Genomic DNA, 16,284 nt, shown 5'->3' on the forward strand with positions numbered 1-16,284 from the left:
GGACACATGTCTGAACCCATCAAAATCGGTGTCGGTGGACCCGTCGGGGCCGGCAAGACACAACTCGTCGAGCGCATCACCCGGCACATGAGCGGCGACATCTCCATGGCCGCCATCACCAACGACATCTACACCATCGAAGACGCCAAAATCCTCGCGGCCAACGGCATCCTGCCCGAAGACCGCATCATCGGCGTCGAAACCGGAGGCTGCCCCCACACCGCAATCCGGGAAGACACTTCCATGAACACGGCAGCCATCGAAGAACTCAAAGCCCGGCACCCCGACCTTCAAGTCATCTTCGTCGAATCCGGCGGCGACAACCTCTCAGCCACCTTCAGCCCCGAACTCGTCGACTTCTCCATCTACATCATCGACGTAGCGCAAGGCGAAAAAATCCCCAGAAAAGCCGGACAAGGCATGATCAAATCCGACCTCTTCATCATCAACAAAACGGACCTCGCGCCCCATGTTGGAGCAGACCTCTCAGTAATGGAGCGGGACTCCAAGGAATTCCGCGGCAACAAGCCGTTCTGCTTCACGAATCTCAAAACCGACGAAGGGTTGGACGCCGTTCTGGCGTGGATTCGCCGCGACGTCCTGATGCTCGACTTGGCCTCATGAGTGGCCCTGTTAGCGCTACGGCGGTTGACGAAAATCCGGCGGCTTCGCCGGATATTAGGGACCGTGCCCGCTTCGCGATGCCCGCCACGCCGCGGCCCCTAATATCCGGCTCCGCAGCCTCTGCTGGCGGGTCACCGCTCATTCGGCGAACCTTCATGTCCAGCTCCAGCGCTTCGGGGTTCCAGTCACCTGGCGTTGGTGGATTATGAGCACGCACATCGTGGTCCCGACCGGCGATGTCGGTCCTTGGGGGAGCGTGGAGTCGCAAGCCGGGTTGGTTTCAGCGGTTGGGGAGCGAGGGGTGCGGGGGCGGTTGGAGCTTTTTGTTAGTGTGCGCGGAGGGAGGTCTGTTGCTTCTCGGCAATTTCATGAGGGCGCTTTGAGAGTGTTGCGGCCGCATTATTTGGATCAGTCCGGGCAGGTTTGCTTTGTCATGGTTAATCCGGGCGGGGCCTATTTGGGGGCGGATCTGTTTGTTATTGACTTGGAGGTCCAGGCGGAGGCGGAGCTGCTGTTGACGACTCAGTCGGCCACGAAGGTGTATCGGACTCCGGGGTCGTTTGCTGAGCAGCGGATGCGTGTGCGGCTGGGGGAGGGGGCGCGGTTGGAGTTGCTGCCTGACCAATTGATCGCCTATCGCGAGGCGAGTTACCGGCAGAATTCGAGCATCAGTCTCCACCCGACGTCGAGCCTTGTCATGGCTGAAGTCATTACGCCGGGCTGGTCGCCGGACGGTGGGGTGTTCCGGTACGAGGAGTTGCGGCTGCGCAATGAGATCCAGGTCGAGACCGGTGGGGGATCCCGGCTATTGGTCCTCGATAACCTCCTGATAAGGCCGCCGCTGGGTGATGTGACTGGGATAGGGTTCATGGAGGGCTTTAGTCATGTGGGGTCGTTGGTGGTTGTGGATCCGCGGGTGAATCAGGAGCTTGCCGACGAGCTGCACCACTTGACGCGGGACCATGATGCTTACACGGGCGTTTCATTGACCAATAGTGTTGGCGGTACCACTGGACTTGTGCTGAGATCGTTGTCCAACAGCACCGACGAACTCAATAATCTGGTGGGCGCCTGTACCTCAGTTCTCCGTGAACGTTGGTATGGTCAGGGACCCGTGAATCTGAGGAAGTATTGATGACTGCGTTGACTGGGTTCGCCGCCATATACCGGGACCGGGAGAAGTTGCCACTGCGGACGCGGCTACTTTTCACGTTCGGTGCGGTGGCGGCGTTGCATGTTGCCGCCGTCGTGCTTTTGCTGCTGGGTTCGGCAGGGGCGGCGCAGCCGCTTGCGCTCGGCTTGGTGGTGACCGCGTATGTGGCTGGAATCAAGCACAGCTACGACTGGGACCACATCGCCGCGATCGACAACTCCACGCGCAAGTTCGTGGCGCAGCACAAGGACCCGGTGAGTGTCGGGTTCGCCTTCAGCCTTGGCCATAGTTCCGTCGTGATCCTGGCAGGGCTCCTGGTGACAGCGGGCGCAACGCTGATAGGGCAATTCATGGAGGACGGCACCGCGGGCAACAAGGTGTTGGGCCTGATCGGTGGCGGGGTGTCGGGTTTGTTCCTGCTGGGGATGGGGCTCTTCAACGGCTCGACCTTCCTGCGTGCCGTGCACGTATATAGGGGCGTCCAGGCCGGCGGAACGATCCGTGAAGCAGACCTCGAAGCGAAGGGATTTGTGGCCCGGTTGCTGGCCAAGCCCCTGTCAAAAGTGGAGCGGCCGCGAAATATCTACGTGATTGGCTTCCTCTTCGGCCTCGGCTTCGATACGGCCACCACCATCGGGCTGCTGGTTATCACCACGACGGCGTCACTCGCCGGAGTCTCGCCGCTCGCCTTGATGGCGCTTCCCTTCGCGTTCACCGCTGCCATGACACTGTGCGATTCCATCAACGGCGTGGCCATGATGAAAATGTACAAGACCGCCATCAACGACCCTCAGCGAAAGCTCGGCTTCAACGTGGTGATTACCGGCATCTCGGCTGTCTCGGCGCTGTTCATCTCCGTGATCACGCTCGGGGGATTCGTCAACGCGGCGTTTGAACTCGAGGATCCGCTGACCACCTGGTTGAGAGAGATCGACCTTGGCGACGCAGGCCTGCTCCTGGTGGGCCTGTTCGTGATCGCGTGGACTGTTTCCGCGTGGCGTGGCCGGTTAATGCGCTCGCCCCAGCCCAAGTAAGTCGCAGCACAGCGCGTTTAGAGCCCTCAAAACGCGCTCAGCTGCTACTTACTTGGGTTAGGAGGCCGCCACCGCGTTGAAGAGTTCATTGGTGTCCACGCCAAGGTCCGGGGTATCCAGCACGTTCGTCAGGAACACGACGCACCGGTCCTGCTCCGGGAACATCCACCATTCCGTGCCCGCCCACCCGGGGTGACCGTAGATCCCTTGGGCGATCAGCTCGGATTCGTTGGCTGGCATCTGGAAACCGAGGCCCGTGTGCCGCAAAGGCTTGGGCCGGACACTGATGTGCGAAACCCCGGTGGTCCTTGGCCGGCGCATGGCCGCAAGCGTGGCGGGCCGCACTGCCTTGCCGGAATCGCGCAGCAACTCAGTGCCGAGATTGAGCAGATCCGTGGCGGTGCCGAACAACCCAGCGCCAGGGTGCTTCTTCCTGTACATCCCCTCAACGTCCAGGCCTTGCTCTTCTGCGCCACGGACTGTGTGCGGGTTGCAGTCCGTGTGGAACGTGAGGCCTTTCGCGCCGGTGTCCTCAGCCAATGAACGAACCTGCTCTTCGAACGGGCGGCCGTCGGCCCATTCGGCCATGGCGGCAGCGCCCTCGAAAGCCACATTGCAGTACTGGACCAACGAGCCAGCATAGAAGGCTTGCTCCGCCGTGGTGAGGTCCTCGCGGAGGGGAGTGCCGCCGTCGAGCTGTGTATCCATGATTCCCGACCGGTGACTCAACAAGTGCTCGAGGGTCACGGTGTCCGTGCGGTCGGCGCCGAAGCCGGGGAGCGCGTCCGTCAATGCATTGCCGAGCGACAATTTCCCCAGTTCAACCTGGCGCATCACCGTCATTGCGCTGATGGGTTTGGTGACTGAGAACAGCGCAAAGTGGTCATCGGTGGTTGCCTTCCGGCCGGCGTCGTGCCCAAAGGCAACGACGTCGGAGATGCCGTGGCTGGATGCGATTCCCAGCACGGCCACCGGCACGCGCCCTTGGTCCACCTGTTTGCGGGCCCAGTCTGCCGCGCGACCTGATTCCACCATGTGACTTCCACGCTTTCGCTCGGGTTCGGTGAGACGAATCTATCGAAAATTCTCCGAGCCGCGTGTAACCCCGGGACGTGGGCCGGAAACTATAGAAGTATCCTGCAGTTCAGGACACTACTTTCAGGGGGAAAATCGTGCTTTCCGAGCGCGAACTGGCGTTTATCGCCATTCACAAAAACAGCTATCCGTCCGTTTTCAGATTTGTCCGCCGCAGGGTGGAATCGGCGGAAATTGCCGAAGAAATCGCGGCGGACGTTTTCCGGGTCCTTTGGCAGAAATGGGACGACGACTCCCAACCCGATATTCCATACCTGCTCGCTGTTGCGCGCAATCTCGTCGGGAATGCTTATCGGAGCCGTGACCGGCAACAGGCACTGCAGGAAAAACTACGCACGACGGCGGTGGAGCGTTTCGGGGACGACTCCGAGAACGTCGTTGTACAGGATGCCATGGCCCGCCTCCGCGACCAGGACCGGGACATCCTCCAGTTGGCCTATTGGGAAGGTTTGGGCTGTGCCGAAATCGCGCGGGTACTCAACTGCAGTGAATCAGCAGCCAAGGTCCGCTTGCACCGCGCACGTGGTGCTTTCCGGAAACAGATGCCTGCAGGTGTCGAAACGACTACACACAAGATGGGAGTCTGAGATGGACCAGATCAAGAGCCAGATTTCCGCGATCGACCCTCTTGCCCAGGAACCAGAGGCCGAAATCAACGGCGAAGAAGCTTTGGCTCGTATGCTGACCGGGCCCAGGGTCTTCAGCGACACTGTGCCGGCTGGCGTGATCTCCCTCCAAGATCGCAGGAAACGAAAGGTCCGGATTGCCGGAGCGTTGTTGCTGGGAGCGGCAGCTGTCACTGCTGGCGTCCTCGTGGCTGCCAACTTTGGGCCAGTGAGCTCGACGCCGGCGCCGGCAGTCACCGTCACAACCCCTGAACCAACGCCAACGCCAAGCATGTCCGCCACACCTTCGGCCAGCGCAGCAGTGACCCCGTCCAGCGCTCCGACGCCGGTCACGCCCACTCAGCCGGCTCCTGCGATCGTTCCGACGGTGGCACCAACACCCACACCTACAGCGCCGCCAGCTGCAGCCTTGCAAAAGTTCACGTTCCCGGATGGACACATCTCCTTCAACTACCCGAGCGGCTGGACTGTTCGGACGGAGCAGGGTCCATATCTTTCGGAGGAAACGAAGGCCGCATCCCAAGGGGCCACCATCCTGGACAGCGCCGGGGACAAGGTCGCCTTTGTGTCCAGCGGGTTCTACGGAGACGGCACGGCGGGGCGCGTGGATCGGACAGTCCTGGACCGGGCAGTGGTTCCTGGAATCAGGGACATGTCAGGTGAGCAAGTGGAGTTTGGGTTCTTTTCAAACAAAATCCAATTCATCCCCTACGAGGGACCGGCCTACGAGGGCATGCCCTCAGCTCGTTCCGGCCCCAGCGATGATCCTCCCATTTACGCCATGGATATTCGGTTGTCGTCCGAGCTGGAGGCAGGAATTACTACCTCTGGCACCAACCTGATCCGGATGCCCAACGGGTTCATGAACGCATACGTTGTGTTCGATCCTGCCAAGCAACCAACCTTCGCCACACCCGAGGCAGCGAAGGCCTGGATGGGCAGCACCCAGTACGCCCAGCTGAAAGCCCTTCTGCTGAGCGTCAGCTACAAATAACCCCATCTGACTGGCATTTGTGGTTGGTACGAGGCGTCATAACAACCACAAATGCCAGTTAGTTGGGCTAGCGGGGGGTGAGCAGATGGCTGGCGGGGTCGTACCGGAAGGTGACCGGGCCGCCGTCGTGTTTCAGGGCGATGTTGCTGCCGTTCGCGGCGCCACCCAGACCGTAGTTCTCAGCCCAGGAGCCGTTGATCGCGGCCTTGAACTCGTAGTTCCCTGCAGGCAAGTTCGGCACTGAAAGTTTCCAGATCCCATCTGCAGGATCCAAGGCAAGCTGGGCCTGTGGGCAATCGGGCATCCAGTCGCCGGCACAGCCGAGCTCGGAGTTCAGGCTACCGGGAACGGAGACGGCAGCAGGCTGCTGACCGGCAACCGCGGCGCTGATCACGTTCGTTGCATGGTCGTACAAGAACGTGACGGCGCCGCCAGGGTGCGTGAACACCACATTCGGACCGTTCAGAACGCCACCAGCTCCATAGTTCTCATCCCACGAACCGTTGAGCGCAGCCTTGAACTCATACGTTCCCGCCGGGAGGTTCGGGACGTTCAGCTGCCACAGACGATGCGTGGGTTCGTACGTCATCGACGCCTGCTCACACGACGGCTGCCAATCATCCGTGCAGCCAAGCTCGGTGTTGAGGCTGCCGGCAACGGTCACGGTTTCGGGCTGCACGGGCTCACCCACCACACCACTTCGCGGCTCGCTCGCCGAAGTCTGTCCCCTGTTGTCCAGCACCACTGCGCGGTACTCCACAGACGTGCCGGACTCCAGGGAAGATACGTCGTGGAACACTTGGTAGGGCGCGTTGTCATCCGTGCCAATCGACTGCCACTCGCTGCCCGCCGTCCGCTCCTGGAAGGTGACTTCGTAGAACGAGTTACCGTCGACGTCGGCCGTCACCTTCAGGCGGGAAGCGTCACCGGCGGCCGTGACTGGCTTCTTGAGTACGACGCCGGGTGCCGCCTTGGACTGCGCGAGTCGCCCCGCTGCTTGGTACACCACGGTGGAAAGCGGAGGAACCGTAACGGTCAGCTTCGCCTGAGTGTCAGTCTTGGCGTCGGCTGCAGCGTCGCCATAAATGAGGTTGAACGGCTGCTTCGCCTCGTACGTCGGGATCTCCGCGGTCTGGGCGCTCTCGCTGTTGTTCACGGCAACCACGTACTCACGTTGATCTTTGGCATCGATGCGGGAGAAGGCGTAAATCCCCGGGCCGTCGGCAGCGTAGCGGTTCTGCTGTGCACCGCTGCGGAGTGTGGGGTGCTCGGCGGTGAGTGCAGCAAGTTCGCTGATCTTCTTGTACAGCGGGTGGCCGGTATCGAAATTGTCCGTTGCATGCGTCGCGCTCGTGCCCAGAAGGTCGTCGTCAAGGTATTCCTGAACCTGGCTGGCGAACATTGATTGCCGCGAGTCCTGGTCCCCGCCTGCCCCGGTGAATCCTTGCTCATCGCCGTAGTAGACAACGGGGTTACCGCGGGAGAAGTACATCAGCTCGTGGGCGAGTTCATCGCGCTCGACGAGTTCGGCGTCGGAGGCTCCTGCATTGTCCTGGGCAATGAACGTGCCGATACGGCCCATATCGTGGTTCCCGAGGAAGGTGGGCAGCTGGTAGGCGTTGGAATCTGCATCCGTGTACCAGTCATCTCCGTTGAAGAACTCGGCCAAACCGCTGGCCTTGCTGCTCTGGGAGGCGAAGCTGCGGGCAGCTCCCTGGAAACCGAAATCGAGAACGGCCTGCATCTTGTTCCTGGTGGTGAATTTGGACGTGACGCTCTTGGAGGTGTCGAAGACTTCGCCAAACATGAAGAATTCGTCCTTGCCCTGCTCCTTGGCATAGCTCAGGACCTGCGGGCCGAACTGCTGCCAGAATTCATCGTTGACGTGCTTCATGGTGTCGATGCGGAAGCCATCGATCCCGAAGTCGTGGATCCAACTCTTGTAGACATCAACAAATCCGTTGACCACGCGGGGATTCTCCGTGAACAGATCGTCCAAGCCAAAGAAGTCACCGTAGAGCGCGTCCTCGCCGGAAAAGGTGGTGTTGCCACGGTTGTGATAGAGCGTGGAGTCGTTGAGCCATGCGGGAACCTTGACGTTCTTCTCGGCTTCGGGGACCACCGGCGTGTAGGGGAAGGACGTGGCTGGATCCAGTGCTGGAAAGTCCTGCGTGCCGGCGTAATCGTGGTCATCGAAGGCCTCACCGGCCGCCGTGCGGTACGGCTCGCTTTCCTTGGAAATGTAGGGCGCTGACTCCGACTCCTGATACTGGACCACGTCCGCAGTGTGGTTGGTGATGATGTCGAAGTAGACCTTCATGCCCCGGGCGTGGGCGGCATCGATGAGCGTCTTCAGCTCCGCGTTCGTGCCCAAGTGGGGATCGATCTGTGTGAAGTCCGTAACCCAATACCCGTGGTATCCGGCAGAGCTGTTGTCCAGCTCGCCGCCGCCTTGGACAGCTTTGTTCTTGAAGCTCGGCGTAAGCCAAAGGGCATTCGTTCCCAAACCCTGGATGTAGTCCAAACGGTCCTGGAGGCCCTTCAGATCACCACCGTTGTAGAAGCCCTTGCGGGTGGGGTCGTAGCCGGACACCATCGGATCCGAACCCAGCCCGCCGTCGTCGTTGGCTTTTGTGCCGTTGTTGAAGCGGTCAGCCATGACGAAGTAGAAGTTCTGATCACTGACGCCGCCGCGGACCGAGTGTTGGCCGCCGGGATCAGGCGGGGTTTTCTTGGTAGCGACCGCCGCGCTGGCGGGCAGGACGGTGGATGCCGTCACCACTGCGGTGGCGAGTACGACGGCGGGGACAATGGATCTATAGCTGCGAGATAGCAAGTGATGAAACCTTCCGCTAAGCGACTCTGCTGTGTGGCAACTCACAACTGTAAGCGCTTGCTTCGATGGATTCCACAGAAATAGAAGGTTTTTTAGATGTGAAGAGCTGTTACGTGCTTCGAATCTGGAAGCGTTTGCAGGACTTCTAACCGAGAACGAGCGGAAATCCTATTGTTCGCCTGCATGACACCATGCGGAAATGCTATGCAATTGCCTATAACGAACCATCCATGACTTGCATAGGGTTGAGGAGATCTGCTTCACACCAGGGCCTGCTTCACAGCATGCAGCGCCCTGAACTACCCAAGGATGAGTTTCAACGATGAAGAGCATCGCCCTCCTGCGCGAACGAGCCACCCGTGTCATGCCCACCGGTTCCCACTGCCCGGCCTCGGGTTTGTGGAGCCCGGACTCTGAGCCTGATGCCGTCCAGGTGTTCGCCGAAGGTCACGTCCTCCCGGCGCACAATGGAGTGCCCACTGTCTGGCGGCGCCGGACCGCCGGCGAAGTCTCAGCATGACCAGCTCCATCCTGAACAGGCCCGCCGACTACCGGCACGTGCCGGCAGCCCAGTGGACTGAACTGGGCGCTGGGGATCGCGTCTGGATCTACGACGTCTCCTGGGGTGCCGGTACCGGCCGTGTTGACGACGTTTCCCACCACCAGGAACTGCTGTGGGTGGTCCTTGAACCCACTGGCCGCAAGCTGTTCTGCGGAACGGACGACGTCCAGGTCTGGGCGGCCTAACCCGCCGGAACCAGCGCGCTCGGGGACCCTGTCTCTACCCTGCCCACGGGACCGTCGGGCAGGCCGGTTTCGGGGTCGAGCCTGAAACTCAGGACATCGTTGGAACCTTCATGCACCACCAAGAGCCAGCCGTCGTGGACCAGGTGGTGCCGTGGCCAATCGCCCCCGCTTGGCACATCGGCCAGGGGTGTCACGTCCGTGCCCTGTGCGCCCACCTTCAGGACACAGATCCGGTTGGAGCCGCGGACTCCCACGTAGACGAACCGACCGTCAGTGGACATTGCAATCTCGGCGGCGGAGTCGCCGTCGAACGCTTTGTTGACACTGGCGGGAACCACGGCCGTGAGTTCGTAGACTCCTTGGGGTTCGGCCCTCACGGCTGCAACCTCAATCGAGTACTCCGTGTCGATGAAAACCGTACCGCTGGGATGCCGCACCATGTGACGCGGGCCGGAGCCCTTGGGCAGGATCACGTGGTGGTCGGGCAACAGACCCTGGCCGGGCTCATACCGCCAAATCCGCACAAGATCGTGTCCGAGGTCCGTGGTCATCACGCGACCATCGGGAAGCATGAGGCTTGAGTGTGCGCGGCTGGGCCGCGGCTCGTCGGTGGGTCCAGTCTGATGGGGGTCGACGGCGGCTTCCGCGCTGGTCCGCGACGTGATGGCGCCGTCGTGGTCCAGTTCGTAAAGAATCACCCGGCCGTCACCCCAGCAGGTAACCACAATGAACCGGCCCTGTGGATCCGTCGCGACGTGGCAAGCAGCCTCGCCCGCCAGCCACGGCTCGCCCATTTGCTCCAGTTCAGCGGTGCCCGTACGGCGGTAGGCGCGTACCATCTTGCCTTCCTCGGCCACGGCATAGAGCACAGGGACGGTTGGGTGGACGGCGAGGAAGGACGGGGAGTTCGCTGCGACAGCCAGGCCAAACGAAGTGAGTTTCCCGTCTGTATCCAGGGTGATGGCGCCGATCCCTTCGCCATTTCCATTCCGGTCCGCGGTGTAGGACCCGGTCCAGATCAGCGTTTCTGTGCCTGCTGTTTCCATGCTGTATTCCCCCATGCTTAGTGGCCCCAATCCATCAATGTCCCTGCACGTCCGAGTCGACGCCCGCATCAGGACCGGCGTCGAGGGTTTGCAGCCTTCTAAGATCATCCTGGTCCAGCTCGAAGTCGAACACCTCAAGGTTTTCCCGCATCCGTTGCGGATTGGCGGTCTTGGGGATGGCAACCAGGCCCTGCTGGACGTGCCAACGGAGAACCACTTGGCCGGGCGTCTTTCCATGCTTGGTGCCGATGCTCGCCAAAACCGGGGCATTCAGGAGGTCGCTGCTTGCACCTAGCGGACTGTACGATTCCGTGACAATCCCGTGCTGCTCGTTGAACGCGATGGCAACAGGACGCGGGATGGTGGGATTGACCTGAATCTGGTTGACCGCTGGAACAACATCCGTCTCACTCAACAGCCGGTCCAGGTGCGAAGGCTTGAAATTGGAAACGCCGATGGACCGTACCTTGCCAGAGGCCTGAAGTTCCTCGAAGGTCTTCCAGGTGGAGACGAACTCGTCACGGCGGGGGAGCGGCCAGTGGATCAGCAGCAGGTCAACGTAGTCCAGCCCCAGTCGTTCCAGCGAGCCGTCGAGCCCAGCCACTGCCTTGCCCGAGCCTTGAAATCCGCCGTCCAGCTTGGTGGTGATGAAGAGCTCACCCCGGTCCACCCCGCAGGAGCGGATACCGTTGCCCACTCCCTTCTCATTGCCGTATTTGACCGCCGTATCAATGTGTCGATAGCCGCAGGACACAGCTTCCACTACGGCCTCAGCAACCTGGGCATCATCCAGGGGCCAGGTACCCAACCCCAATTGGGGGATCTTGTAGCCGTCGTTGAGTTCAATGAGCGGGGCAAGTGTCATGAGCATGATCTCCTCTAATGCTTGAATCTCGGCCGGCGGGTCTCTTTGCTGTTCTACGCTGGCCACTGGCTGCTTGGCAACAGCTACCGCCGAGACCAGTCGTAAAGCCGATCGCTCAGCTCCATGAAGTCTTCCGCAACCACCTGCAGCCCGGGATGCTGATCGTGCCAGTCGATAATCTCCCTCGCACCATCCGCGAACGGGATGGTTGCCTGATAGTCCGGCACGAGTGCTTTGATCTTGGAGTTATCGAACACCACCGAGTGCGAGCGGTCCCCCAGGAGGTTGGGGCCTAGCTCTTTGCTGTGGGCGGCGACGGTCTCGGAGGAAACATGAAACAGCTCGGGTTCAGGAACGCCGGCTGCCCGGGCGAAGAGACGATAGATCTGGTTCCACGGCAAGAACTCGTCCGAAGTAATGGTGTAGCTCTCACCGACAGCCTGCGGTCTTCCCAAGAGGCCGACGAAGGCCTTGGCGAAATCACGGCTGTGGGTCAGCGTCCATAGGGAGGTCCCGTCCCCATGAACCAACACGGGCATTCCCGCGCGCATCCGGTGAATGTCCGTCCAACCACCCACCAGCGCGATCTTGGTCCGGTCATAGGTGTGGGATGGCCGGACCACCGTCACAGGGAAGTCCTGCTCGCGGTAGGCCTCAAAGAACAATTCCTCACAGGCAATCTTGTCCTGCGAGTACTTCCAAAACGGGTTCTTCAGAGGAGTCGATTCCTTGATGGGCAAGGTGGTGGGCGGTTTTTGGTAAGCGGAGGCGGAACTTATAAAAACATACTGACCAGTCCTCCCCCGGAACATCTCCAAGCCAGCCCGCGCATGAGCCGGAGTGAAGGAGATGAAGTCTGTTACGGCGTCGTACTCCCTTCCGCGAAGTACCTCCCGCACAGCCTCGGTGTCCCGGATGTCGGCGTGGAGCACCTCGGCGGCCTCGGGAACCGGCCGCCCGGCTGACCGTCCCCTGTTGAGGATGGTCAGCCGGTGGCCCAGCGCGACGGCGCGTTCAGCCGCAGCCGCGCTGATGACGCCGGTCCCGCCGATGAACAGGATGTTCCGCGGCCGGACGGTGTCCGCTTGTGGGAGGAGGCTGCTCACCAGGCGTAGTCCTCCGGGGCGGTGCGGTGGCCCGGGAAGATGTCATCGAGGCGCTTGAGGGCGTCCTCGTTGAGGGTCACGTCCAGGGCGCGGATTGCGGCATCCAGTTGCTCCTGGGTGCGCGGTCCAACGATCGGTGCCGTCACGGCAGGCTGATGGAGCAACCAAGCCACGGCAACGTCGCCGGGCTTCTGCCCGAGTTCGTCCGCGAAATCCTCGTACTGACGAATCTGGTCCTCATGCTTGCGCAGCGTCTCCAGCGCACGACCTTCCGTGCGGCGAACGCCCTGCTCCTCTTTCTTCAGTACGCCACCCAGCAGGCCGCCCTGCAGCGGAGACCACGGGATCAAGCCGAGACCGTAATGCTGTGCGGCGGGGATGACCTCAAGCTCCAGTTCGCGCCGGAAGAGGTTGTAAATGGATTGCTCACTGACCAGACCGGTGTAGTTCCGCCTGCGGGCGGCTTCCTGGGCCTGGGCAATGTGCCAGCCGGCAAAGTTGCTGCTGCCGGAGTACAGAATCTTGCCCTGCTGGACGGCCACTTCGATTGCCTGCCAGATCTCATCCCACGGTGTCTGACGATCGATGTGATGGAACTGGTAGATATCGATGTAATCCGTCTGCAACCGCTTCAGGCTGGCATCCAGGGCCCGGCGAATGTTCAGCGCGGAGAGCTTTGATTCATTGGGGCGATCCGTCATGGTGCCGTACAGCTTGGTGGCCAGCACAGTCCGTTCCCGGCGCTCGCCGCCCTTCGCGAACCAGCGCCCAATGATTTCCTCGGTCCATCCCCGATGACCCGATCCGCCGTAAACGTTGGCGGTGTCGAAGAAGTTGATGCCGGAATCCAGTGCGGAATCCATGATGGAGTGCGCTGTTGCTTCGTCGGTCTGGGGGCCGAAGTTCATGGTGCCCAGGCAGAGTCGTGAAACTTTCAGGCCGGAGCGGCCCAAATGGGTGTACTGCATGTTTTTGTGTCCTTTACGTGGTCTGTTTTAGAACTGGGTAAAAGCCGCGACGGCGGGATCGGAACCTATGCGGGCGCCGGCCTCGAGGGCGGTGATGGCAGCCAGTTCGGATTGTGTGAGGGTGAGATCGCCGGCTCCGAGGTTTTCCCGCATCCTGGCAGAGTCCGCGGACTTGGGGATCACGATGGTTCCTTGCGCGAGGTGCCAGGCCAGAATTACCTGGGCCGGGGTTGTTTCGTGTGCGGCAGCGACCAGGGCCACTACCTCGGCGTTCAGGTCCTTGCCCTGCCCCAACGGGCTGTACGCCTCAACGGCGATGCTGAGATCGCGGCACTTGTTTGCGAGATCGGCCTGCTGGAACGTGGGGTGCAGCTCGATCTGGTTCACGGCCGGCACTACGTCAGCTTCCCGCAACAGCTGGTCAACGTGGTCTGTGAGGAAGTTGGAGACGCCGATGGACCGGATTTGCTTGTCCTGGTAGAGCTTCTCCATCTCCTTCCAAGCCTGGGTGTACAGCTCCTGCGAAGGGACGGGCCAGTGGATCAGGTAGAGGTCAACCACGTCCAAGCCGAGGGCGTCGCGGCTGCGTTGGAAGGCGTCATACGCCTCGCCCTGCTCTCCGTTGCGGAGCTTGGTGGTGATGAATAGGTCTTCGCGGGGAAGACCTGAGGCGGCGATGGCGGCGCCCACGCCGGCCTCGTTCCGATAGGCGGCGGCAGTATCAATGTGCCGGTACCCCGCCTCCAAAGCGTCTTCCACCACCTTTTGTGTTTCTTCCGGAGGCACCTGGAAAACACCGAATCCGAGCTGGGGAATAGTGACGCCATTGTTTAGGGTCAGCTCTGGCATGAGGTCTCCTTCGAGGTAGATATTCACAGGCCTGCCCGTGGTTCCTGTGAGTTCGGCCGAGGTAAGCCGGATTTTCCAGAAAGCGTTTTCGGGAGGCTCTGTACTGAGCCTATTCAGTTTTTGCCGGAGAGTCAGCAATCCAGCCTGATCCTGTTTTTCCTAGGTCTGGCAGTCCTACCCAAATCGGTGGTCCTGCTCTGGCCTTGCCAGCTGCGATAACGGCAGAATGGACGGATGGGTCAAAGCGCCGAGTTCGGAAAATTCCTCAAAGTCATGCGTGCCCGCCTTTCGCCGGAGGACGCCGGGGCCCAGGAGTCCACGGGCTCACGCAGGGTGCCAGGTCTCCGCCGTGAAGAGGTGGCAAGGCTCTCCGGGGTGAGCACCGACTACTACACACGCCTGGAGCAAGGCCGGAACATCCACCCGTCCAAGGCTGTCCTCGACTCTGTCGCAAGGGCACTTCGCCTGGACGCGGGGGAGCACGCGCACATGCTGGACCTGCTGGAGCACTGCGCAAGTTCGGCCGGCAATCCCGGCCCCGCCCAAAAAGTACGCCCCGCGTTGCGGCAGCTGCTGGACGCCGTCGGGGATGTTCCCGCGATGGTCCTTGGGCGACGCGCGGACGTACTGGCCGGAAACCGGATGGCGCATCTGCTGTTCACGGATTTCACGGCACTGCCAGCGGCTGAACGGAACCTGACCCGCTGGATCATCCTGGATCCCGCGGCCAAGGACCTGTTCAGGGACTGGAAAACCGTGGCCGCCGAGGCAGTGGGCGCCTTGCGCATGGACGTCGGCAGGCACCCCAACGATCCCCAAACCAACCAGCTCGTAGGCGAACTTGCAGTGCACAGTGAGCATTTCCGTCAATGGTGGGCTGGGCACAGGGTGGCGTCACGCTCTGCCGGCACGGTGAGATTGCACCACACACTGGTTGGCGATCTTGAACTGAACTTTGAAACGCTAAGCCTCCCGGACGATCCGGACCAGCTCCTGCGGGTCCATTCTGCGAAGGCCGGTTCGCCGTCGTCGGACGCCCTGACGCTGCTCAGCAGCTTTGGCGAGGTATCGGCAGCGACCACCCCGGCGCCCGAACCCGTCCGCCGGGATGACAATTGACGCCCATGTTTTTTCGGAACATGGGCGTCAAGTGTTAGCTAGCGGAGGGATCAGCGCTCCAAACGGAAACCAAGCTTGATGGTTACCTGCCAGTCGGCAATTGCGCCGTCCTCCAGATGACCGCGGATCTCTTTCACCTCGAACCAGTCCAGGTTACGCAGCGTCTGGGAGGCGGCGGCGATTCCATTCCTGACGGCCGCATCGACGCCCTCGGAAGAAGTGCCAACAATTTCGGAAACGCTATATGTGTGGTCAGCCATGGTGCTCCTCATCATCGTCCCTGAATCTTTGAAAATGCTGGCCCGCTCGGCAGGCCGTTCCTGCAGACTAGCCCACGGACGTCCGTGCGGGCCAGAGGTCTGGCGGGCTCAGCTTTCGCGCCAGTCATTGCCAGTGATGTGCGATCCTGCATGCGGTCCCATCTGGAGCATTCCGCCGTCCACCGGCCACGAGGCGCCAGTGACGTAGCTGGAATCCGGGGAGGCCAGGAAAGTGATGACCGCCGCAATTTCCCGTGCGTCACCTGGACGGCCAAGGGGCACGCCCGGCCGTTCCTTCTGCCTGGGGTCCTCGTCCGTTTGGCCCGTCATGGGTGTTGCGATCTCACCGGGAGCCACGTTGTTGGCGGTGATCCCGAACTCTGCGAGTTCCAGTGCCATGGTCTTGATGAGCCCGCCAAGGCCGTGCTTCGAGGCGTCGTAGGCGGAGGCTCCCACACGCGGCTGGAACTCGTGCACGCTGGTGACCGCGATGATGCGTCCGCCGCGCCCCGCATTGACCATGCGTTTGGCAGCCGCTTGCATGGCGACGAATGCGCCGTTGAGGTTGGTGTCCAAGGTGGACATCCAGGTGTCGTAGTCCAGTTCCAGGAATTTGGTGCCATCGCCCGTTCCGGAATTGTTCACGAACACGTCCACGCCCCCGAGTTCCTCGGCCAGCTTGTCAATGCTGGCAGCGGTTTCGGAGACGTTCGTGGTGTCCAGGTGGTGCACCACCGCTTTGCGGCCCAGGCCGCGGACCTCTTCTGCGGTGTCCTCGGCACCCTGCTGGTCCGTGTGCCAGGTGATGCCGACATCCATGCCTGCCTTCGCCAGTGCAACCGCCGTGGCACGTCCTATCCCTGAGTCAGATCCTGTGACGATGGCGGTTTGCGGGGAAAATGATGCCTCGCTCATGTCCTTGCCTTTCGGTCGCGTGATGGTTCCGATGACTTATCCCTACC

At 61.4% G+C, this 16,284-nt stretch carries 17 protein-coding genes; 8 read left to right on the top strand and 9 right to left on the bottom strand.

The annotated features are described in order from the left end of the window. Positions 1-6 precede the first annotated feature (6 nt). The 3 genes from ureG to AC1DD7_RS22240 all read left to right on the top strand — a co-directional run bounded on the left by ureG (position 7) and on the right by AC1DD7_RS22240 (position 2,811). A complete protein-coding gene (gene ureG / locus AC1DD7_RS22230) occupies positions 7-624 on the top strand; it encodes an urease accessory protein UreG (RefSeq protein ID WP_477516581.1) in 618 nt (205 codons plus the stop codon). A 205-nt stretch (positions 625-829) separates the two neighbouring features. Then, positions 830-1,759, top strand: a complete 930-nt coding sequence (locus AC1DD7_RS22235) for an urease accessory protein UreD (protein ID WP_477516582.1) — start codon at positions 830-832, stop codon at positions 1,757-1,759. Further along, a complete protein-coding gene (locus tag AC1DD7_RS22240; protein WP_477516583.1) occupies positions 1,759-2,811 on the top strand; it encodes a HoxN/HupN/NixA family nickel/cobalt transporter in 1,053 nt (350 codons plus the stop codon). The genes AC1DD7_RS22235 and AC1DD7_RS22240 overlap by 1 nt, the downstream gene beginning before the upstream one ends. 57 nt (positions 2,812-2,868) lie before the next feature. On the opposite strand, the gene AC1DD7_RS22245 is transcribed toward AC1DD7_RS22240, so the two are convergent. Next, on the bottom strand, positions 2,869-3,846 hold the full coding sequence (locus tag AC1DD7_RS22245) for a serine hydrolase domain-containing protein (RefSeq protein ID WP_477516584.1): 978 nt from the start codon (positions 3,844-3,846) through the stop codon (positions 2,869-2,871). Between the two features lie 137 nt (positions 3,847-3,983). Between AC1DD7_RS22245 and AC1DD7_RS22250 the strand changes: the two genes are divergently transcribed. Then, complete coding sequence (locus AC1DD7_RS22250) at positions 3,984-4,493, top strand: RNA polymerase sigma factor (protein WP_477516585.1); 510 nt, start codon at positions 3,984-3,986, stop codon at positions 4,491-4,493. A 1-nt stretch (position 4,494) separates the two neighbouring features. Beyond that, positions 4,495-5,526, top strand: coding sequence for a hypothetical protein (locus AC1DD7_RS22255; RefSeq protein ID WP_477516586.1), 1,032 nt, complete (start codon positions 4,495-4,497; stop codon positions 5,524-5,526). 67 nt (positions 5,527-5,593) lie between these two features. On the opposite strand, the gene AC1DD7_RS22260 is transcribed toward AC1DD7_RS22255, so the two are convergent. After that, positions 5,594-8,362 carry an alpha-amylase family glycosyl hydrolase gene (locus tag AC1DD7_RS22260; RefSeq protein ID WP_477516587.1) on the bottom strand — a complete coding sequence of 923 codons (2,769 nt, stop codon included), beginning with the start codon at positions 8,360-8,362 and terminating at the stop codon, positions 5,594-5,596. A gap of 322 nt (positions 8,363-8,684) precedes the next feature. Here AC1DD7_RS22260 and AC1DD7_RS22265 point away from each other — a divergent pair, with 322 nt between their 5' ends. After that, positions 8,685-8,882 carry a hypothetical protein gene (locus AC1DD7_RS22265; protein WP_477516588.1) on the top strand — a complete coding sequence of 66 codons (198 nt, stop codon included), beginning with the start codon at positions 8,685-8,687 and terminating at the stop codon, positions 8,880-8,882. Further along, entirely contained in the window at positions 8,879-9,109 is a 231-nt protein-coding gene (locus tag AC1DD7_RS22270) for a hypothetical protein (protein WP_477516589.1), read from the top strand. The genes AC1DD7_RS22265 and AC1DD7_RS22270 overlap by 4 nt, the downstream gene beginning before the upstream one ends. Here AC1DD7_RS22270 and AC1DD7_RS22275 read toward each other — a convergent pair. The 5 genes from AC1DD7_RS22275 to AC1DD7_RS22295 form a co-directional block, all read right to left on the bottom strand. Further along, entirely contained in the window at positions 9,106-10,155 is a 1,050-nt protein-coding gene (locus tag AC1DD7_RS22275; protein ID WP_477516590.1) for a lactonase family protein, read from the bottom strand. The two genes, AC1DD7_RS22270 and AC1DD7_RS22275, sit on opposite strands and share 4 nt — an antisense overlap. 34 nt (positions 10,156-10,189) lie before the next feature. Beyond that, positions 10,190-11,020 carry an aldo/keto reductase gene (locus AC1DD7_RS22280; RefSeq protein ID WP_477516591.1) on the bottom strand — a complete coding sequence of 277 codons (831 nt, stop codon included), beginning with the start codon at positions 11,018-11,020 and terminating at the stop codon, positions 10,190-10,192. Positions 11,021-11,103: 83 nt separating this feature from the next. Continuing rightward, a complete protein-coding gene (locus tag AC1DD7_RS22285; RefSeq protein ID WP_477516592.1) occupies positions 11,104-12,126 on the bottom strand; it encodes an NAD-dependent epimerase/dehydratase family protein in 1,023 nt (340 codons plus the stop codon). Next, positions 12,123-13,094, bottom strand: a complete 972-nt coding sequence (locus AC1DD7_RS22290) for an aldo/keto reductase (RefSeq protein WP_477516593.1) — start codon at positions 13,092-13,094, stop codon at positions 12,123-12,125. Before AC1DD7_RS22290 ends, AC1DD7_RS22285 begins: the two co-directional genes overlap by 4 nt. A 27-nt stretch (positions 13,095-13,121) precedes the next feature. Further along, on the bottom strand, positions 13,122-13,943 hold the full coding sequence (locus AC1DD7_RS22295) for an aldo/keto reductase (RefSeq protein WP_477516594.1): 822 nt from the start codon (positions 13,941-13,943) through the stop codon (positions 13,122-13,124). A gap of 234 nt (positions 13,944-14,177) precedes the next feature. Here AC1DD7_RS22295 and AC1DD7_RS22300 point away from each other — a divergent pair, with 234 nt between their 5' ends. Next, complete coding sequence (locus AC1DD7_RS22300; RefSeq protein ID WP_477516595.1) at positions 14,178-15,062, top strand: helix-turn-helix transcriptional regulator; 885 nt, start codon at positions 14,178-14,180, stop codon at positions 15,060-15,062. 50 nt (positions 15,063-15,112) lie between these two features. On the opposite strand, the gene AC1DD7_RS22305 is transcribed toward AC1DD7_RS22300, so the two are convergent. After that, positions 15,113-15,322 (bottom strand): dodecin, encoded by a 210-nt coding sequence (locus tag AC1DD7_RS22305; protein ID WP_377667018.1) that lies wholly within the window; start codon positions 15,320-15,322, stop codon positions 15,113-15,115. Between the two features lie 108 nt (positions 15,323-15,430). Beyond that, complete coding sequence (locus AC1DD7_RS22310; protein WP_477516596.1) at positions 15,431-16,237, bottom strand: SDR family oxidoreductase; 807 nt, start codon at positions 16,235-16,237, stop codon at positions 15,431-15,433. Positions 16,238-16,284: the final 47 nt, after the last annotated feature.

This window comes from Paenarthrobacter sp. 10L412 (genome assembly GCF_056395565.1).